Source organism: Variovorax sp. PAMC26660, from assembly GCF_014302995.1.
Classification (GTDB): domain Bacteria; phylum Pseudomonadota; class Gammaproteobacteria; order Burkholderiales; family Burkholderiaceae_C; genus Variovorax.
Genome location: NZ_CP060295.1, coordinates 153,349 through 169,630, shown reverse-complemented (window position 1 = coordinate 169,630; position 16,282 = coordinate 153,349). Strand labels below are relative to the sequence as shown.

17 protein-coding genes are annotated in these 16,282 nt (G+C 67.0%); 6 read left to right on the top strand and 11 right to left on the bottom strand.

The window, feature by feature from the left end; genetic code table 11:
* Positions 1 to 127 precede the first annotated feature (127 nt).
* The 3 genes from H7F35_RS00755 (at position 128) to H7F35_RS00745 (ending at position 2,804) form a co-directional block, all read left to right on the top strand.
* A complete protein-coding gene (locus tag H7F35_RS00755) occupies positions 128 to 1,330 on the top strand; it encodes an ammonium transporter (protein WP_187111097.1) in 1,203 nt (400 codons plus the stop codon).
* 126 nt (positions 1,331 to 1,456) lie between these two features.
* The gene (locus H7F35_RS00750; protein WP_187111096.1) at positions 1,457 to 2,392 is read left to right on the top strand and encodes a succinylglutamate desuccinylase/aspartoacylase family protein; all 936 of its coding nucleotides are present in this window, start codon (positions 1,457 to 1,459) and stop codon (positions 2,390 to 2,392) included.
* 13 nt (positions 2,393 to 2,405) lie between these two features.
* The gene (locus H7F35_RS00745) at positions 2,406 to 2,804 is read left to right on the top strand and encodes a hypothetical protein (protein WP_261803480.1); all 399 of its coding nucleotides are present in this window, start codon (positions 2,406 to 2,408) and stop codon (positions 2,802 to 2,804) included.
* A 70-nt stretch (positions 2,805 to 2,874) separates the two neighbouring features.
* On the opposite strand, the gene H7F35_RS00740 is transcribed toward H7F35_RS00745, so the two are convergent.
* The 3 genes from H7F35_RS00740 to H7F35_RS00730 form a co-directional block, all read right to left on the bottom strand.
* On the bottom strand, positions 2,875 to 3,825 hold the full coding sequence (locus H7F35_RS00740; RefSeq protein ID WP_187111095.1) for a restriction endonuclease: 951 nt from the start codon (positions 3,823 to 3,825) through the stop codon (positions 2,875 to 2,877).
* Positions 3,826 to 3,898: 73 nt separating this feature from the next.
* Positions 3,899 to 4,807, bottom strand: a complete 909-nt coding sequence (locus H7F35_RS00735) for a M23 family metallopeptidase (protein ID WP_187111094.1) — start codon at positions 4,805 to 4,807, stop codon at positions 3,899 to 3,901.
* 54 nt (positions 4,808 to 4,861) lie between these two features.
* A complete protein-coding gene (locus tag H7F35_RS00730) occupies positions 4,862 to 5,413 on the bottom strand; it encodes a pseudouridine synthase (RefSeq protein ID WP_187111093.1) in 552 nt (183 codons plus the stop codon).
* 86 nt (positions 5,414 to 5,499) lie between these two features.
* Between H7F35_RS00730 and H7F35_RS00725 the strand changes: the two genes are divergently transcribed.
* Positions 5,500 to 5,802 (top strand): hypothetical protein, encoded by a 303-nt coding sequence (locus H7F35_RS00725; RefSeq protein WP_187111092.1) that lies wholly within the window; start codon positions 5,500 to 5,502, stop codon positions 5,800 to 5,802.
* Between the two features lie 10 nt (positions 5,803 to 5,812).
* Here H7F35_RS00725 and H7F35_RS00720 read toward each other — a convergent pair whose 3' ends face one another.
* Positions 5,813 to 7,207 carry a hypothetical protein gene (locus tag H7F35_RS00720; RefSeq protein WP_187111091.1) on the bottom strand — a complete coding sequence of 465 codons (1,395 nt, stop codon included), beginning with the start codon at positions 7,205 to 7,207 and terminating at the stop codon, positions 5,813 to 5,815.
* A 69-nt stretch (positions 7,208 to 7,276) separates the two neighbouring features.
* The gene (locus H7F35_RS00715; RefSeq protein ID WP_187111090.1) at positions 7,277 to 9,091 is read right to left on the bottom strand and encodes a glutamine--tRNA ligase/YqeY domain fusion protein; all 1,815 of its coding nucleotides are present in this window, start codon (positions 9,089 to 9,091) and stop codon (positions 7,277 to 7,279) included.
* A 148-nt stretch (positions 9,092 to 9,239) separates the two neighbouring features.
* Here H7F35_RS00715 and H7F35_RS00710 point away from each other — a divergent pair, with 148 nt between their 5' ends.
* Positions 9,240 to 9,584, top strand: coding sequence for a hypothetical protein (locus H7F35_RS00710; RefSeq protein WP_187111089.1), 345 nt, complete (start codon positions 9,240 to 9,242; stop codon positions 9,582 to 9,584).
* Between the two features lie 82 nt (positions 9,585 to 9,666).
* Here H7F35_RS00710 and H7F35_RS00705 read toward each other — a convergent pair whose 3' ends face one another.
* From H7F35_RS00705 to H7F35_RS00680, 6 genes are read right to left on the bottom strand one after another with little or no spacing between them, the layout of a single operon-like run.
* A complete protein-coding gene (locus tag H7F35_RS00705; RefSeq protein ID WP_187111088.1) occupies positions 9,667 to 10,497 on the bottom strand; it encodes a LytR/AlgR family response regulator transcription factor in 831 nt (276 codons plus the stop codon).
* Positions 10,498 to 10,518: 21 nt separating this feature from the next.
* A complete protein-coding gene (locus H7F35_RS00700; protein ID WP_187111087.1) occupies positions 10,519 to 11,532 on the bottom strand; it encodes a sensor histidine kinase in 1,014 nt (337 codons plus the stop codon).
* Positions 11,533 to 11,591: 59 nt separating this feature from the next.
* Positions 11,592 to 11,891 (bottom strand): 2TM domain-containing protein, encoded by a 300-nt coding sequence (locus H7F35_RS00695; RefSeq protein ID WP_187111086.1) that lies wholly within the window; start codon positions 11,889 to 11,891, stop codon positions 11,592 to 11,594.
* 46 nt (positions 11,892 to 11,937) lie between these two features.
* Complete coding sequence (locus H7F35_RS00690) at positions 11,938 to 12,936, bottom strand: alpha/beta hydrolase (RefSeq protein ID WP_187111085.1); 999 nt, start codon at positions 12,934 to 12,936, stop codon at positions 11,938 to 11,940.
* A gap of 13 nt (positions 12,937 to 12,949) precedes the next feature.
* Positions 12,950 to 13,906: a sterol desaturase family protein gene (locus tag H7F35_RS00685; protein ID WP_187111084.1), complete on the bottom strand. Its 957-nt coding sequence runs from the start codon at positions 13,904 to 13,906 to the stop codon at positions 12,950 to 12,952.
* Between the two features lie 34 nt (positions 13,907 to 13,940).
* The gene (locus tag H7F35_RS00680) at positions 13,941 to 14,462 is read right to left on the bottom strand and encodes a DUF6622 family protein (protein ID WP_187111083.1); all 522 of its coding nucleotides are present in this window, start codon (positions 14,460 to 14,462) and stop codon (positions 13,941 to 13,943) included.
* A gap of 320 nt (positions 14,463 to 14,782) precedes the next feature.
* Between H7F35_RS00680 and H7F35_RS00675 the strand changes: the two genes are divergently transcribed.
* Complete coding sequence (locus tag H7F35_RS00675) at positions 14,783 to 16,258, top strand: efflux RND transporter periplasmic adaptor subunit (RefSeq protein ID WP_410010752.1); 1,476 nt, start codon at positions 14,783 to 14,785, stop codon at positions 16,256 to 16,258.
* Positions 16,259 to 16,282: the final 24 nt, after the last annotated feature.

Genomic DNA, 16,282 nt, shown 5'->3' with positions numbered 1-16,282 from the left:
GTCCCGTTAATGGTTCGTTTCGCACCATCAAAGAGCTTCCGGGCACCAATTTTGCTTTCTTGCGCCGGCGGCCCGAGCAATTCGGGTGCGACGCACCAATTCAAATCAAAAACTGCAAGAAGCTCCAATGGACGCACTCAAACAGGGCGCAGACGCGCTGTTCATCCTTCTCGGCGCCATCATGGTGTTGGCCATGCACGCCGGTTTTGCCTTTCTGGAACTGGGCACCGTGCGCAAGAAGAATCAGGTCAATGCGCTGGTGAAGATCCTGGTCGACTTCTCGGTGTCGACCATCGTGTACTTCCTGGTCGGCTACGGCGTGGCCTACGGCACGCATTTCTTCGTGAGCGCCACCGAACTGTCGGCAAGAAGCGGCTACGAGCTGGTCAAGTTCTTCTTTCTGCTGACCTTCGCGGCAGCCATCCCGGCCATCATCTCGGGCGGCATCGCCGAGCGGGCCAAGTTCTGGCCGCAGTTGATTGCCACGGCGGTGATCGTCGGCTTCGTCTATCCGCTGTACGAGGGCATCGCCTGGAACAAGCACTTTGGCATCCAGGGCTGGATCGCCTCGCTCACCGGCCACGAGTTTCATGACTTCGCGGGTTCGGTGGTGGTGCACGCCGTGGGCGGCTGGCTCGCGCTGCCGGCGGTGCTGCTGCTGGGCGCGCGACGCAACCGCTACCGGGGCGACGGCTCGCTCAGCGCGCATCCGCCGTCGAACATTCCATTTCTTGCGCTCGGCGCATGGGTGCTGTGCGTGGGCTGGTTTGGCTTCAACGTGATGAGCGCGCAGAGCATCGACAAGATTTCGGGCCTCGTGGCCGTCAATTCGCTGATGGCAATGGTCGGCGGCACGCTGGTCGCGCTGGCCATGGGCAAGAACGACCCGGGCTTTGTCTACAACGGCCCGCTCGCCGGGCTGGTGGCCGTGTGCGCCGGCTCCGACCTGATGCACCCGCTGGGCGCGCTGGTGGTAGGCGGCGTGGCGGGCGCCATCTTCGTCAAGATGTTCACGCTCACGCAGAACAAATGGAAGATCGACGACGTGCTCGGCGTGTGGCCGCTGCACGGCCTGTGCGGCACCTGGGGCGGCATTGCGGCCGGCATCTTCGGCACGCAGATGCTGGGCGGCATCGGCGGCGTGAACCTGTGGGCGCAGCTCATCGGCACCGTCATCGGCGTGGCATGGGCCGCGTTGGCGGGCGCGGTGGTGTATGGCGCGCTCAAGGCGACGATGGGTCTGCGGCTGTCGCAGGAAGAGGAATACGACGGCGCCGACCTGTCGATCCACCACATCTCGGCCACGCCGGAGCGCGAGGTGAACTGGTAAGGCGGGCGCCCTGCGCGCAGGGCGGGCAAGGTGAGGCAGGCGGGGTGAGGCAGGGCGCGCGAGGCGAAAAATTGCCATCTGTAGCAAACTCGCCCGACCGCTCCGCTTCACCCCCCCAAAGCCCCCATGACCCAATCTCCCCCCGCTCTCGAAGTCTTGCCCCGCGACCTCTCTGCCTATCGCAAGGGCAACACCGGCATCGACTACGTGCACCGCTTCGAGTCCGGCAAGCCCGGCCCGCACGTGCTGATCAACGCGCTCACGCACGGCAACGAAATCTGCGGCATGACCGCCGCCACCCACCTGCTCGACACCAACGTGCGCCCCAAGATCGGCACGCTCACGGTGAGCTTTGCCAACGTGGCGGCCTACGAGTCCTTCAACGAGGCGCTGCCCTTCGACAGCCGCCAGCTCGTGCACAACCTCAACCGCGTCTGGTCGCCTGAATGGCTGGACGGCACCGAGGACAGCCCCGAACTGCGCCGCGCCCGCGAACTGCGCCCGGTGGTGAGCGCGGCTGACCACATCCTCGACATCCACTCCACCAGCCAGCCCGTCATTCCGTTCTGGGTGTACCCCGCCTTCGAGCGCAACGCCGCAGCGGCAATGGCCATCGGCCGCCCATCGGTGCACCTCGTGATGCCTGACGGCCTGGGCTCCGGCACGCCGCTGATCCAGCACGGCAGCCATGGCCAGCCCGAAGGCAAGGGCGTGGCGCTGGTGGCCGAATGCGGCCAGCACTTCCTGCGCTCGGCGTCGGAGCTGGCGACCGCCATCTCGCTCGATTTCCTGGCGCACTTCGGCCTCATCGACAAAGACCCGGCCGTGCCCGCACCCGGCGAGCAGCGCCGCTTCCAGTTGCTGCAGACGCACGTCATCCAGTCGGAAGACTTCGCTTTCGTGCGCCCGCTGATCGGCTTCGAGACCTTTGCCAAGGGCGAGCTGATCGCCACCAACGGCCCCGACGAAATCCGCGCGCCGTGCGACGACTGCACGATCTTCATGCCCGCGCAGCGCACGATCGTCGGGCGCGAAGCGGTGTACCTCACCAAGCCGCTCTGAGGCCGATCAGCCGATGACCGCCACGCCCGCCATGAACCGCTGGCGCGTGGCGGGCCTGGTTTTCATCTTCCTGTGGTTCGCCATCGGCGGCGTCGCGCACTTCGTGGCGACCGACGCCGAGATGCGCATCGTGCCGCCCTGGATTCCCTGGCCGCGCGAGACCGTGTGGGTGAGCGGCGCGTTCGAGCTGCTGGGCGCGGCCGGACTGTTGTGGCGACCCACGCGACGGGCTGCGGGCATCGGCCTGTTCCTGCTGACGCTGGCCGTGACGCCGGCAAACGTCTATATGCTGCAGCGCGCCGAGCTGTTCGCGAACGTGCCGTATTGGGCGCTGGTGTTGCGGCTGCCGGTTCAGGTGGCGCTGCTGGCGTTGATTGCGTGGAGCACGATGCCGACGCCACGCCGCCATTGATCGAGCGTGAAGCGGGACGACGACTGTCGTCAGCAGATCAGCAGGTGGATATCCATGGTCGAGGACGCAGCTAGACCGTGGCAGAGACCTTCGACTTTGGGATCGTCCTGCCCCGGCACTTGGGATAGTTCGCGCATCCCCAGAAACTACCCTCGCTCTTGGTCGAGTTTCTCTCGACCATCTTGGTGCCGCAGCTCGCACAGGTGGGCCGCCAGTACTCGCCCTCATAAGCCACTGCCAGCAATGCAGCCTGCTGCTCGGTTGTGCGCTGCCCGATCAGTTTGAGGAGGGCTGTGCCGTCCTGTGCGTGAATGCCGTTTGCCTTGGCAAATGCGAGTGCTTCTGCAGAGAAGGTCGAACTCGTCACATAGGTGCCGCTCTTCAACTGATGCGAAGCCATGACGCCGAGGAATTCGCGCACTTCCTTCACGCCGACAGCTTTGCTTTGCCAATGCTTGCATTGAACGATGCGTGGCACGTCGCTGTGCTTGGAGTGGAGCCAGATGTCGATGCCGCCATCCGCGCCGTGTGATTGGCTGCGTGTGGTGAATCCGGCTTGCGCGTAGAGCGCTTCGCACAATGCCTCGAAGCGTCGCCATTCGATGGCAGCGAGTACGGCGGCGCTCCATTGCTGCGCTTGTTTTGGCGAGGGCTCCGAACGAGAGGGCGTTGGCTGAGAAGGCTCTGACGCAAGGACAGGCTCGCGCGGAGTGGCAACAGCGGGCGGTGGTGTAGGGCGAGTCGCTCTGACAGTCGGCCGTGACTGCTCAATGGGCTCAGCCTGCGGAGACGCAGCCATGCGGGCCATCACGTAGTGCAAGCCCAGCAATGCCGCACCTACCACCAGGGCCGCCCAGCCAGCGGGACGAAGCGCTGGCCCGAGCGTGCCGATGATAGTGCCCTGCATGAAGCCAGGAACCACCAGCAGAAGGAGACCGACAAAGGTCATCGACCCGCCCGCACTCGCCAATTTCCCTCGTGCGCGCTCGCGACGTCGCTCGGCTCTCGTTTGCTTGGCCATTGCTCCAACCCGTCCCTTGTTTGAGTAGCGCGAGTTTATGGGGCGAGTGAACTCCGCAACTCAGGGTGAGTACTCAAGCCGCAATGAACAACGCAGGGTCCACCATCGCCCGATTCAGCATCACAGACCAATGCAGATGCGGCCCCGTCACCCGCCCGGTCGCACCCACCGCGGCCAGCCGCTCGCCGGTCTTCAGCACATCGCCCACCTTCACATCCACCCGGCTCAGGTGGCAGTACATCGTCAGCAGGCCGCCGCCGTGGTCGAGCCACACCGTGCCGCCGTTGAAGAAGTAGTCGCCCGTATCGATCACCTTGCCCGGCAGCGGCGCCAGCACCGGCGTGCCCGTGCCCGCTGCGATGTCCATGCCGCTGTGCGGATTGCGCGACTGCCCGTTGAACACACGGCGCAGGCCGAACGAACTGGAGCGGCGGCCCGGCACGGGCACGCGCATCTGCAGCGCGGCGTCTGGCCGCATCTCGGTGAGCGTGGCGATCACGGTAACCTGGTGATCGCGTTCGCGCTCGTAGCGCGATTGATCTTCCGGCGATAGATCGACGGTGCGCGGCGCCACGGTCAGGCGCTGCTCGCGGTATTGCTTCGGGGCGATCGTGTAGGCGATCTGCCGTTCGGGACGGCCTTCGGTGCGGACCGTGATGCTCGTGTCGCCGGGCGTGGCTGCGAGCGGGATGCCGACCAGCGCGGTCCATTCGATCGTGTCGCCGAGCACGAGAAGCGGCACATCGCCGGCAAAGGCCGTTGGCCTTGCTGCCGCAGGCCCCAATGACAGGCGAGCCACGCCGCCCGGTACCTGGGACGGATGCTGCCAGACGGCAGCGTGCGGTTGTTGCGACGGCTTTGCAGGCGTGGCTGCGCCGACGCGTGTGGCAGGCAACACCAGCAGGCCCAGGGCGCCGAGCAGGGTGGCGCGCCGGTTCAAGGCCGTCGAGGGGAGGTCGGAGAAAGGAGAAGGTATGTGCATGGACAACAAGGTTTCGGATGAAGTGGATGCGAACGGATGAGTCTCGGGGCCGCGCTATTCCCGCCAGGTTCCCGGTGCCAGCCCGTCGAGCGTGTGGGGCCCGATGGCGACGCGGATCAGGCGCAGCGTCGGCAGTCCGACGGCGGCCGTCATGCGCCGCACCTGGCGGTTGCGGCCCTCGCTGATCGCCAGTTCCAGCCAGGCGGTGGGAATGTTCTTGCGCTCGCGGATGGGCGGCTCTCGCACCCACACCTCGGGCGGCGGGTCGAGCAGGCGCGCCCTGGCCGGGCGGGTGGGGCCGTCGTTGAGCTGAACCCCGTTGCGCAGCGCGGTAAGCGCCTCTTCGGTGGGCACGCCCTCCACCTGCACCCAGTAGTTTTTTTCCATCTTGAAGCGCGGATCGGCAATGCGCGCCTGGAGCTTGCCGTCATCGGTGAGCAGCAGCAGGCCTTCGCTGTCGGCATCGAGGCGGCCGGCAACGTAGATGCCGGGGATGTCGATGAAGTCCTTCAGGCCACGCCAGCGCCCCTCGGGCGTGAACTGGCTGAGGACGCCATAGGGCTTGTTGAAGCGGATCAGGCGGGAAGAAGGGCTCGGAAGGTTCATGAGCCGACAGGATAGCCCGGGTCTGTCCTGCAACATTCAGCGGACACGGCGACTCCAATCTGGTCATCACCAAGGAGAACCCGGAAATGACGATGCGAAGCTTTATCCATCTCGCCTGCGTGGCGTCGGCGGGTTTTCTCATGGCCGCCTGCAACAGCACATCCGTTCGCGTCGGTGGCGCGCCTGAGGCGAGCGTCAAGAACTGCGTCGCCGCTGCCGCGCGCGAGTTGCGGGTGCCGCCGGCCAGCATCGTGGTGGACAGCGGTTCCACGCCGCGTGACGGCGTCTACACGATCAACCTGAAGGTCGGCTCGCAAGCGCGCTCCGCCGTGTGCACCACTGATGAAAACAGCGCGGTGCTGGGCGTGGTCTACAAGCGGCCGGAATAGCGACCGAGGGTCAGCGCTGGCCGACCTCGATGATCTTGCTGCTCGAGTAGTAGAACGGGTTCTTGCTTGTGTCCGTGTTCAGAAAATACGCGTAGTCCTCAAGAAAGTACCGCGTGTCCACGCGCTTGTACTGGTCGTCGTCGGTGCGGCATTCGAGCCGCTTGGCCTGGCCGGCCAAGTCCGGATGAAGAGTCGACGCCGCGACGCGTTCGATCACCTTGCATCGATGGACATACCGGTGGGTCCAGCTGCTGCCGGTGTCGATGTTGTTCGATGTGTGGTCGTAGACCAGTTCATCGCCCGGCTCCATGCGTGCCCATTCGCCCGTGAACACCACGTCGGTCGCCATTGCATTGCCCGACGATCGAGAGGAGTACTGCGTCTGCGAACTCAGGTCGAACAGCCCGAGGAAATTGACGGACTTGCCGGAGTAGCTCGGGCCCGTCGGCCCGAAACCTTGGGACTTGACGTTTGCGATGCCGGCGGCAGGGTAGGGCGAAAAGTCGTACTCCTCGCGGATCTGCTTGGTCTTGCCCTCGAAGGTCGAAGGCCCGCTCGTGACGAGCCGCGTCAACTGCTTTTTTGCCGCCGGCAGCTTCAACTGCGCGATGGCCTCCAGGGCTTTGGGGTCGGGCGCTCGCACGGTGGACGGATCGTCGCGCCGCTTGTCGCGGGTAACGAAGGCGGGCAGGCGGGACATCTGCGCGGCATCACCGCATGCGGTCTTGAAAAGCGCCTTGTAGTCGTCGTTTGTCTCCGGCCCGATGGATTCGGCCGGCATGAGCGTGCCGAACACGATGCCGTCGGTGACGCGTCCCTTTTCGTCGACATCGAAACCCGCGGTGTTCGTGAACCGCTGCTTGGCGCACGACAAGTGGAAGCGCTCGAACTTCTGCCCGTACGGCGCTTGGTACGGCGGGTCCAATGCCACGCGGCCGTAGTCGAGCATGGCCCAGAACCTGAGGTCGCTCCCGATCTTCTCGATGCTGTTGAGGTCAATGGCGGCGACTGTGCCGGTGTTGTCGCGCCGGACCTCGCGCCAGTCAGTTTTTCCACCACATGCGCTCGCGACGCTCGGCATGGCTTTCAGTCGCAGCGCGATGTCCTGATTCACCATCTGTCGAGGGCTGAAAAGCCCGGCTCCAGAGGGATAGCGGCGGGTCTTGGCGTGTGAGTACAGCAACCATGCCTGAGGCTTGTCGCAGGCGACTGTGTAGTTGGCGGCGACGCCGCCCTGCTGAACCGCAAAAGAAACCTCGTCGCCCACTCGCAACACGCTGTGCTCGATGGGGCGTGCCGCACTCAGTTGCGCCACATCGAAGGGGCCGACGGGGGCGAAGCGCGTCGCGCAGCCGCCCACCGCCATGGCCAGCGCGACACAAGCTGTGATGTACGTGAAATTCATGATCCTCCCTGCGCCGCTCGGCGGCTTGTTTTTTTATGCGCGACGCCCTGGCATCCCGGCGGGGCGTGGTTACTTGCCCCAGCTGTCCCGCATGCCAGCCGCGCGATTGAACACGCGCGGGCCTTCTGCGCCGGCCTTCGTGTCACGCACGAAGTACCCATGCCGCTCGAACTGGATGCCGACGCCCGGCTCGGCGTTGGCCAGCGACGGCTCCACGAACGCCAGGCAGGTCGACAGGCTTTCCTTATTCAGCTCGTCCAGCAGCTCGCCGCTGCCCGGATTCGCCGCCGCAAACAGCCGCTCGTACAGCCGCACTTCGGCCTGCACCGCATCGGCCGCAGCCACCCAGGTGATGTTGCCCTTCACCTTGATCGCGTCCGCGCCGGGCGTGCCGCTCTTGGTGTCGGGCACCAGCGTGGCCTGTACTTCCACGAGCTTGCCGTCTGCGTCCTTGGTGCCGCCGGTGCACTCGATGACGTGGCCGTACTTCAGCCGCACCTTGTTGCCCGGGAACAGGCGGAAGAAGCCCTTGGGCTGCACTTCTTCATAGTCGGTGCTTTCGATCCACACTTCGCGGCCGAGCTTGAACTCGCGCTTGCCCATCTCGGGGTGGTGCGGATGCACGGGGGCGGAGCAGTCGTCGAGCACGTCGTCGCCGCCCATCAATTCGCCCCAGTTGGTGATGACGAGCTTGACCGGGTCGAGCACGGCCATGGCACGCGGGGCGATGGGGTCGAGGCTGTCGCGCAGCGCGGCTTCGAGGCTGGCGTAGTCGATCCAGCCACCCGACTTGGTGGTGCCGCTGCGTTCGCAGAACAGGCGCAGCGCTTCGGGCGTGTAGCCGCGGCGGCGCAGGCCGGCAATGGTGGGCATGCGGGGGTCGTCCCAGCCGTCGACGTACTTTTCTTCGACCAGTTGGCGCAGCTTGCGCTTGCTGGTCATCACGTGCGTGACGTTCAGGCGCGCGAATTCATACTGGCGCGGGTGCGGGCTGGCGACAAGGCCGCCTTCAGCCAAGCGGTCGAGCAGCCAGTCGTAGAAGGGGCGCTGGTCTTCGAATTCCAGCGTGCAGATGCTGTGGGTGATCTGCTCCAGCGCGTCTTCGATCGGGTGCGCGTAGGTGTACATCGGGTAGATGCACCACTTGTCGCCGGTGTTGTGGTGCGTGGCCCGGCGCACGCGGTACAGCGCGGGGTCGCGCATGTTGATATTGGTGCTGGCCATGTCGATCTTGGCGCGCAGGATGGCGGCGCCGTCGGCGACCTGGCCGTCGCGCATGGCGCGAAAGCGCTCGAGGTTTTCGGCGGGCGTGCGGGTGCGGAAGGGGCTGTCGGTGCCGGGGGTGTTGAAGTCGCCGCGGTTCTTGCGCACTTCGTCCGCCGTTTGCTCGTCCACGTAGGCAAGGCCGGCGCCAATCAGGTACTCGGCGGCTTCGTACATGAAGTCGAAGTAGTTGCTGGCGAAGTACTCGTGCGGCTGCAGGGTGCCGGGGGCGCTGGGGCGGTCGGCCAGATAGGTTTCGTAGCCGAGCCACTTCACCGCGTCGCGGATGGAGTCGACGTATTCCTGGTCTTCTTTTTCAGGGTTGGTGTCGTCGAAGCGCAGGTGGCTCACGCCGCCGTATTCCTTGGCCAGCTCGAAGTTGAGCCAGATGCTCTTGGCGTGGCCGATGTGCAGGTAGCCGTTGGGTTCGGGCGGGAAGCGCATGCGGACCTTGGCCGGGTCGGGCATGCCCTGGGCGTGGTGGGCGGCGTCGCCGGGCGAACCGCCCCACTTGCGGCCAGAATAGGCACCCTGTGCGAGGTCGTTCTCGATCACGTGGCGCAGGAAATTGCTCGGTGCAGCGGTCGTTTTGGCGCCGCTTTTGTCGGTCGGGGAGGTCATCGGGGCATTCTAGAGGGGCCCCCTGCGGTGTTACCTTTGGCAACGCTCTTCACATTGCCCAGTGCACCCCCTTTGCATTTGCCGCGTTCAATACACACATGGGCGGTTCACACCCGAACGCAGCTCTCGAAACAAGGAGTCCAACATCATGAGCCTTACACGTTCTACTTTCTTCAAATGGGCCGCCGCAGGTGTCGTGGCAGCCGGTGCACTGTTTGCAGCCACTTCGGCCAGCGCCCGCAGCGACGTGAGCTGGTCGATCGGTGTCGGCGTGCCAGGCGTGGCGGTGGGCGTGGGCGGTCCTGCCTACTATCCGCCGGCACCTGCCTATTACCCGCCAGCGCCCGTGTACTACGCGCCGCCAGCCCCGGTCTACTACAACCCGCCGCCGGTCTACTACCGTCCGGCCCCGGTCTACTACGGCCCACCGGCTTATTACGGCCCGCGTTACTACGGTCGCGGCTACTACCGTGGCCATGGCCACTGGCGCTAATTCGCCACAGCATTCGTGACTGAATGAAAAAAAGCCGGCCCCGCAAGGGCCGGCTTTTTCATGGGCGCCGTGTGTCGGCTTTTCACATGGCGCGAAACAGGTGGGCGTAGAGGCGGCTTACCGGAATCTTCTCGGCCCGGCCGCGCAGCATCAGGTGCATCTTGCCGGCCTCGTCGCGGTGCACCGACTCGATGGCCGCGCTGCGCACCACCACCGCCCGGTGCACCTGCCAGAAGGTGTCGGGGTCGAGCTGGGGCAGCAACTGCTTGAGCGGTGTGCGAATCAGGTATTCGTGCGTGGCGGTCAGCACGCGCAGGTATTTGTCGGCGGCCTCGAAATACAGCACTTCGTCGATGGGCACCATACGCACGGTGCTGCCGCCGGCATCGCTGGCGGCAATCATGCGCAGCGGTGCGGGCGCCGGGGTGACCGCGCCGGTGCCGGCCGCGCCCAGTACCTGGCGCCATTGCGCGAGCGTTCGTTCGAGGGCTTCGTCGGCCACGGCTGGCGCGGCCGAGGACTGCTGCGCGGCCAGCGCCTGCTGCAGCCGCCCGACGGTCTTGCGCAGGCGTTCGGGCTGCACGGGCTTGAGCACGTAATCGATGGCCTGAGCCTCGAAGGCGCGCGCGGCGTATTCGTCGTAGGCGGTCACGAACACCAGTTGCGGCATGGGCGCCTCGTCGGTGGGCCAGCAGTCGGCCAGTTCGGCGGCTGCGCCAAGGCCGTCGAGGCCGGGCATGCGAATGTCGAAGAACAGCACCTGCGGCAGCAGGCGCAGCGCCTCGCGCACGGCGCTGCGGCCGTCACCGGTGGTGGCGACGATCTGCAGTTCGGGCCATGCGGCGGCCAGCTCGGCCTTGAGGGCTTGCGCGAGCAGGGGCTCGTCTTCGGCGATGAGTGCGGTGGGGTGCATCGTCTTCCAGTTGTGGAATGTTCAGGCGGGCAAGGGCAGGCTCAATGTGGCCCGGGTGCCACCCGCAGGCTCGGGCGCCAGGCTCAGCCGGCCCTGCGCACCGTACACGGTGGCCAGGCGCTCGCGCACCTGTTCGAGTCCGAAGCCGCTGCCTTCGGAGGGCAGGGCCGCATCGAGGCCGACGCCGGTGTCGCTCACCTCGATCACGAGCTGCCCCGCGTCGCTGCGCGCACGCACGGTGATCTCGCCGCCTTCCACCTGGGGCTCCAGCCCGTGGCGGATGCTGTTTTCCACCAGCGGTTGCAGCAGCAGCGGCGGCACCGGCGTGTTGCGCAGTTCGTCGGGCAGCTCGAGCGTGTAGCGCAGGCGCTCGCCCATGCGCACCGACATCAGTTCGAGGTAATCGCCCAGCCGGTCGAACTCGGCCGACAGCGGATGCGACAGCGCACGCGAGCCGCTGAGCGTCATGCGCAGGTAGCTGTTGAGGCGGTCGAGCATGGCCACGGCGCGCGGCGGATCGACCGTGATCAGCACGCGCAGGTTGGCCAGCGTGTTGAACAGCATGTGCGGCTCGAGCTGGGTTTCGAGCAGCTTGAGCCGCGCCTCGGTGGCATTGCGCTGCGCCAGCTCGATCTGGCCCAGCAGGTGCTTGCTCCTGCCGAGGCTGTAGAAGAAGAAGCACATGCCAATGGTGGCGGTGATCGTGATGACGACTGCGGTGGCCAGCTTGTGCCCACGGAAGTCGAGGAAGTCGAAGGCGGGTGCGCCGGACCAGGCATCGCCGATGAGGTTGCCCACGAAGAAGCCGACAGTCACGCCGATCGCGACCAGCACGAAGCCCCAGGGCCCTTTCGGCCACAGGATCTCGTGGCGCCCGCTCAGCAACAGTCGGCCGGTGTCGATGCACAGCCAGCTCACGGTGCCGATCGCCATCGAATAGACCAGGTGGTTGGCCCAGCCGCCGTCCTGGGTGATGCTCAGCGCAGCGGCGATGATGCAGCAGAAGACGGCAGTGACCAGGCCATGCCGCAGCATGTCCCGAAGGTTTTGGACATGGAACCGGGGAGGGGCTGCAGACGACGTCGGGCCCAGGCTCATCCGCGATCCCCGGCACGCAGCGCGCGGCGCTCGCGTTCCAGCAGCCGGTCGTAGAAGCCGCCGCCGGGCGCGATGAGCCAGACCACCGCGCCGTGCACCAGCAGGCCCAGCCCCCAGCCCATGAGCGGGTACATCGCCCAGGTGTGGCCCCTGGCGGCCGAGAGCGTGACCAGCCCGATGTTGACCAGTACGTAGACAAAGGCGTGGATGTACCAGCCCATCTTGGCGCCGGCGCGGCGGCGCGCGAGCTTCTCGATGTCGGACGGCGTGGCGTTTGAAGAGGTGGAGTGGTTCATGGCGGTGCTCCTCAGCATAAGCGGATCGGAAACTGGCGGCGGCGCATCACGGACCCGCCGCCGCGCCCGCGTCGAGCTTTTCGATGGCGGCCACTGCCGCGGCACGCGCGGCCGGATTGAGCGTGAGCGTGATGTGGCCCGCACCGGGCACCAGCGTGACCGGAATGTCGGGCCGGCCGGCGTCGGCGAACACCTGGGCGAACTTGTCGGCAATGAACACTTCGTCGTCGGCGCCCACCAGCACGGCGGTGGGTTTGCGGATGCCCTGGATGTCGGCCTTGTAGTTGGCGTTGGGCTGGAAGTTCGTCACCAGCGCATAGGAATAAGAGGGCGTGAGCTCGGCACGCGGCGCGTCGCTGACCGCGAAGTCGACCACCGGCAGATGGTTGAATGCGGCGATGCCGACACGGTTCAGCAGCGTGAGCGCCACCACGCGCGGAATGCCGACCGACACCCAGCCACCCGCATCGGGCCGGTAGTTCGGCGCATGGCGGCTGGTGTAGGGCGCCATCAGCAGGTAGTTGTCGAACAGCGCCTGCCGCGAGCTGCCGGCCATGCGCAGCGCAAAGCCGCCGCCGGCCGAAAAGCCGGCCAGTGTCCGGGGCTTGGCGGGCTGCAAGGCGTGGACGAAATCCTGCAGGTCTTCGTCGAGCTGGCCGACGTGCCCGATGTCGCCGCGCGGCCCCGATTCGCCGTGGCCGCGCACGTCGAGCGCATAGACCGTGAAGCCGGCTTGCGCCAGGCTCTGCGCGAGCGGATGCATGCTCTGGCTGTTGGCCGACGAGCCGTGCACCAGCACCACGCTGCCGCGCGGGGACTGGCCACCACCTGCGGCATAGCTGCGGTAGGCGAGCTGCGCGCCATCGCGCGCCGGGTAGCGCTGCAGCGGCGGCACGGCGGAAAAATCGACGCTGCTGAACGGATCGCTGATGCTTTGCATCGGCTTCGGGCGCGTTGGCCCACCGAAGGCCACGGCCACGCCGGTTGCTGCCAGCAGCAGGACCACGACGGCCGAAACGGTGAGGGCGGCGGTGCGCAGTTTCATGATGTCGAGGTCTTCAGGAAGGCTGGTTGCCCGCGATGCGTTCGCCGGACAGGTGTGGCGTGTCGGCGGGTGCCGGTGATGAAGAAGACGCGGCACGCTGCCGCAGTTCCTCGGTGGTTTCGCCGGGGCCATCCGGCCGCCAGCCCGGCGGCTTGACGAGGTAGCCGACAAAGGCGCGCACCGAGCGGGCCGAGCGCAAGTCGCGGAACAACGCGCGCCATTGCGTGAACTCGATCTCGAAGATGTTGTTCGAGGTGATCGGGTTCACCAGCCCATAGCGGCAGGGCAGGTCGGTGCGCTCCGGGATGTAGGTGCCGAACAGGCGGTCGAACACGGTCAGCACGCCGCCGTAGTTGCCGTCCAGGTATTCGAGGTTCGAGGCGTGGTGCACCCGGTGCGCCGAGGGCGTGTTCAGAAACCATTCCAGCGGCCCGAGGCGCGGAATCCAGGTCGCGTGAATCCAGAACTGGTACAGCAGGTTCAGCGTCAGCATCAGCAGCACCACCCGGGGCGGCATGCCCAGCAGCGGCGCCAGCATGAAGAAGGCCAGCGTGCCGGTGAGGCGGCCGGTCCAGCCGAAGCGGTAGGCGGCCGACAGGTTCAGTTGGTTCGGCGAATGGTGAATGGCGTGGGTGCACCAGAACCAGCGCACCCGGTGCGCCGCGCGGTGGTACCAGTAGTAGCAGAACTCCTGGCCGATGAAGCAGGCGGCCCAGCCGCTCCAGTGGTTCATCGGCAGCGTGAAGAGCCGGTGGTTCCAGAACCAGTCCATGGCGCCGGTCCAGAAGGCCAATGGCAGCAGCCAGCGCAGCGGGTATTCGCGCACCAGGAAGTCGACCACCGAGATGCCGGACGCCTTCCAGTCGTAGCTGCGCCAGCCGTTACGCCAGGAAAGCACCAGCGCCTCCGCGATCGAGGCGACAAGCACCACCGTGACCGAAATCTTGAGGATCAGCAAGAGCACGTTCATGGCGGTTCCTGGAAGCTGGGGCCAAGCGAAGATCTTAGGCCGCGCGGGCGCCGGCCGCCATCGAGTCGGTCGCGATGGCCAGCTTCCACAGGCGCAGGGCGCGGGCCGCGAAGACACCGGTGAAGGCGCCGTACAGCGCGGGCACCGCGATGGCGAAGGCGGCCTGGTGGTTCAGTTCCGGGTGCATGGCCAGGGCGGCGCCCACCACGTACTTGGTCAGGAAGATGCCCATCATCAGCATCAGCGGCACGGGGGTGCCGGCCAGGTGGAAGCGGCGCGCCGCCGCGTCGTAGCGGGTGGTGGCGGGCAGGGGGCGTTGCAGCAGCACGGCCAGCATCACGGCCGCGGCGGCGGCCCAGCCGAGCAGGGCGCCGATGGAGTCGCCGAAGGCCGAGATCACGCCGAACACCGACAGCCCGCCCATGACGAGCGGCATCAGCGTGACGCGGCTCAGGCTCACGCTGTTGGCCAGCAACTGCTTGGCGCCCAGCCAGACCAGCAGCACGAGAACGGCGAACACCCACTTGGGGGTATGGAGGATGACTTGCATCAGCATGGTGGCACTCCGTTGAAAGATGAAGGAAAGCTGAAAAAGGGAGGTCGAAAAGCGATGGGGTGGACTGTGCCGGCGCCCACCCGCACCCGCCATCGGCGTGCGACGGAATGCCCGGTGGCGGCGCGAGTTGCAGCCGGACGGCGTGAACGGCGGCCCTGCGGCGGGAGCTTTACCGCCGCTTTACGGCGCAGCCAACAGCGGGACTACCATTCGGCGCTGTACTCTAGGCCGCACCTCTGCCCCTCTCGCACGCACCGCCCATGGATTCCAACAACCCTCCCGACCCTCTGCCCGCCAACGTGTCTCACACACATCCTTCGGTGCGCAGACGCCGATGGGTCGGGGCCCTGCTGACCTTGCTGCTGCTCGCGGCACTGGGGGCTGGCGCCTGGTATCTGATCCAGCGCTCGAAGATGCCGGCGGTCGGCGCGGGTGGCCCGGGTGCTGGCCGACCGGGTGGTCCCGGCGCGGGCGGGCCCGGTGGGCGCGGCGGTGGCGGTGCTGCCGGCGGCGCGGCCTCCAGCACGGTCGGTGCGGCCACGGCCACGCGGGCCGACATTCCGGTGCAGCTCGAAGCGCTGGGCACGGTCACCCCGCTGGCCAATGTCACCGTGCAGCCGCAGGTGTCGGGTGTGCTCACGGCCGTGCTGTTCCAGGAAGGACAGATGGTCAAGAAGGGCGACGTGCTGGCCACCATCGACCCGCAGCCTTTCCAGAATGCGCTGGCGCAGTCCACGGGCGCGCGGCTGCGCGACGAGGCCTCGCTGGATGCGGCGCGCGTCACGCTCAAGCGCTACCAGACCCTGCTCGGGCAGGACTCCATCGCGCGGCAGGACGTGGACACGCAGGCCGCGCTGGTCAAGCAACTCGAAGGCACCGTCGCCATCGACCGCGCGAACGAAGGCACGGCGAAGCTCAACCTGACATGGAGCCGCATCACCGCGCCGGTGAGCGGGCGCATCGGCCTGCGGCCGGTGGACGCAGGCAACTACATCGCGACGGGCGCCACCGGCGGCGTGGGCACCATCACCCAGATCATGCCGATCGACGTCGAGTTCGCCATTCCGCAAGACCGCGTGCCCGAGGTGCAGGAGCGTCTTGCACAGGGCGCCCAGCTCGACGCCACGGCCTTCGACCGCACGCGCACGCGCCGGCTCGCCAAGGGCATGTTCGCCACGCTCGACAACCTGGTCGACACGCAGACCGGCACCGTCAAGGCCAAGGCCCGTTTCTCCAATGTCGACAGTTCGCTGTTCCCGAACCAGTTCGTCAACCTGCGGCTGTTGCTGCGCACCGTCGACAGCGCGGTGGTGGTGCCGGTCACGGCGCTGCGGCACGGACCCAACGGCGACTATGTCTATGTGATCAACAGCGACAGCACCGTGTCGCAACGCCCCGTCAAGCGCGGCGAGGCGAGCGTGGACAACGTGGCGATCATGTCCGGGCTGGAGTCCGGCGAGCAGGTCGTGACCGAAGGCGGCGACCGGCTGAAGGACGGCGCGCGCGTGCAGACCGCGGTCGAGCGCCCGGCCGTGCCGGCCTCCGGCGCCGCATCGGGCGCGCGACGTGGCGGCGCACATCGCGGTGGCAACGGCAGTGGCGGCACGGGTCGCCGCGAAAGCGGTGCGGGCGGCGCGGGCGCTGCCGGTGCTTCGGCTGGCTCCGGTGGCTCGGGCACGGGCGGCGGCGAAGCCCCCACCGTGCAACCCAACCCGTCCGGCGCCTCCGTTCCGCCGGCCGGCCCGGTCGTGCGGCCGGGCACCCCGCCCGCCGCGCCCGGCGGCACGATGCGCTGAGGTTCACCGAAAGCGCTGCCACCG

Excerpts from the sequence above, each read along its gene's own strand:
- H7F35_RS00755 (WP_187111097.1), top strand. The coding sequence starts at position 128 with ATGGACGCACTCAAACAGGGCGCAGACGCGCTGTTCATCCTTCTCGGC.
- H7F35_RS00750 (WP_187111096.1), top strand. The coding sequence starts at position 1,457 with ATGACCCAATCTCCCCCCGCTCTCGAAGTCTTGCCCCGCGACCTCTCT.
- H7F35_RS00745 (WP_261803480.1), top strand. The coding sequence starts at position 2,406 with ATGACCGCCACGCCCGCCATGAACCGCTGGCGCGTGGCGGGCCTGGTT.
- H7F35_RS00740 (WP_187111095.1), bottom strand. The coding sequence starts at position 3,825 with ATGGCCAAGCAAACGAGAGCCGAGCGACGTCGCGAGCGCGCACGAGGG.
- H7F35_RS00735 (WP_187111094.1), bottom strand. The coding sequence starts at position 4,807 with ATGCACATACCTTCTCCTTTCTCCGACCTCCCCTCGACGGCCTTGAAC.
- H7F35_RS00730 (WP_187111093.1), bottom strand. The coding sequence starts at position 5,413 with ATGAACCTTCCGAGCCCTTCTTCCCGCCTGATCCGCTTCAACAAGCCC.
- H7F35_RS00725 (WP_187111092.1), top strand. The coding sequence starts at position 5,500 with ATGACGATGCGAAGCTTTATCCATCTCGCCTGCGTGGCGTCGGCGGGT.
- H7F35_RS00720 (WP_187111091.1), bottom strand. The coding sequence starts at position 7,207 with ATGAATTTCACGTACATCACAGCTTGTGTCGCGCTGGCCATGGCGGTG.
- H7F35_RS00715 (WP_187111090.1), bottom strand. The coding sequence starts at position 9,091 with ATGACCTCCCCGACCGACAAAAGCGGCGCCAAAACGACCGCTGCACCG.
- H7F35_RS00710 (WP_187111089.1), top strand. The coding sequence starts at position 9,240 with ATGAGCCTTACACGTTCTACTTTCTTCAAATGGGCCGCCGCAGGTGTC.
- H7F35_RS00705 (WP_187111088.1), bottom strand. The coding sequence starts at position 10,497 with ATGCACCCCACCGCACTCATCGCCGAAGACGAGCCCCTGCTCGCGCAA.
- H7F35_RS00700 (WP_187111087.1), bottom strand. The coding sequence starts at position 11,532 with ATGCTGCGGCATGGCCTGGTCACTGCCGTCTTCTGCTGCATCATCGCC.
- H7F35_RS00695 (WP_187111086.1), bottom strand. The coding sequence starts at position 11,891 with ATGAACCACTCCACCTCTTCAAACGCCACGCCGTCCGACATCGAGAAG.
- H7F35_RS00690 (WP_187111085.1), bottom strand. The coding sequence starts at position 12,936 with ATGAAACTGCGCACCGCCGCCCTCACCGTTTCGGCCGTCGTGGTCCTG.
- H7F35_RS00685 (WP_187111084.1), bottom strand. The coding sequence starts at position 13,906 with ATGAACGTGCTCTTGCTGATCCTCAAGATTTCGGTCACGGTGGTGCTT.
- H7F35_RS00680 (WP_187111083.1), bottom strand. The coding sequence starts at position 14,462 with ATGCTGATGCAAGTCATCCTCCATACCCCCAAGTGGGTGTTCGCCGTT.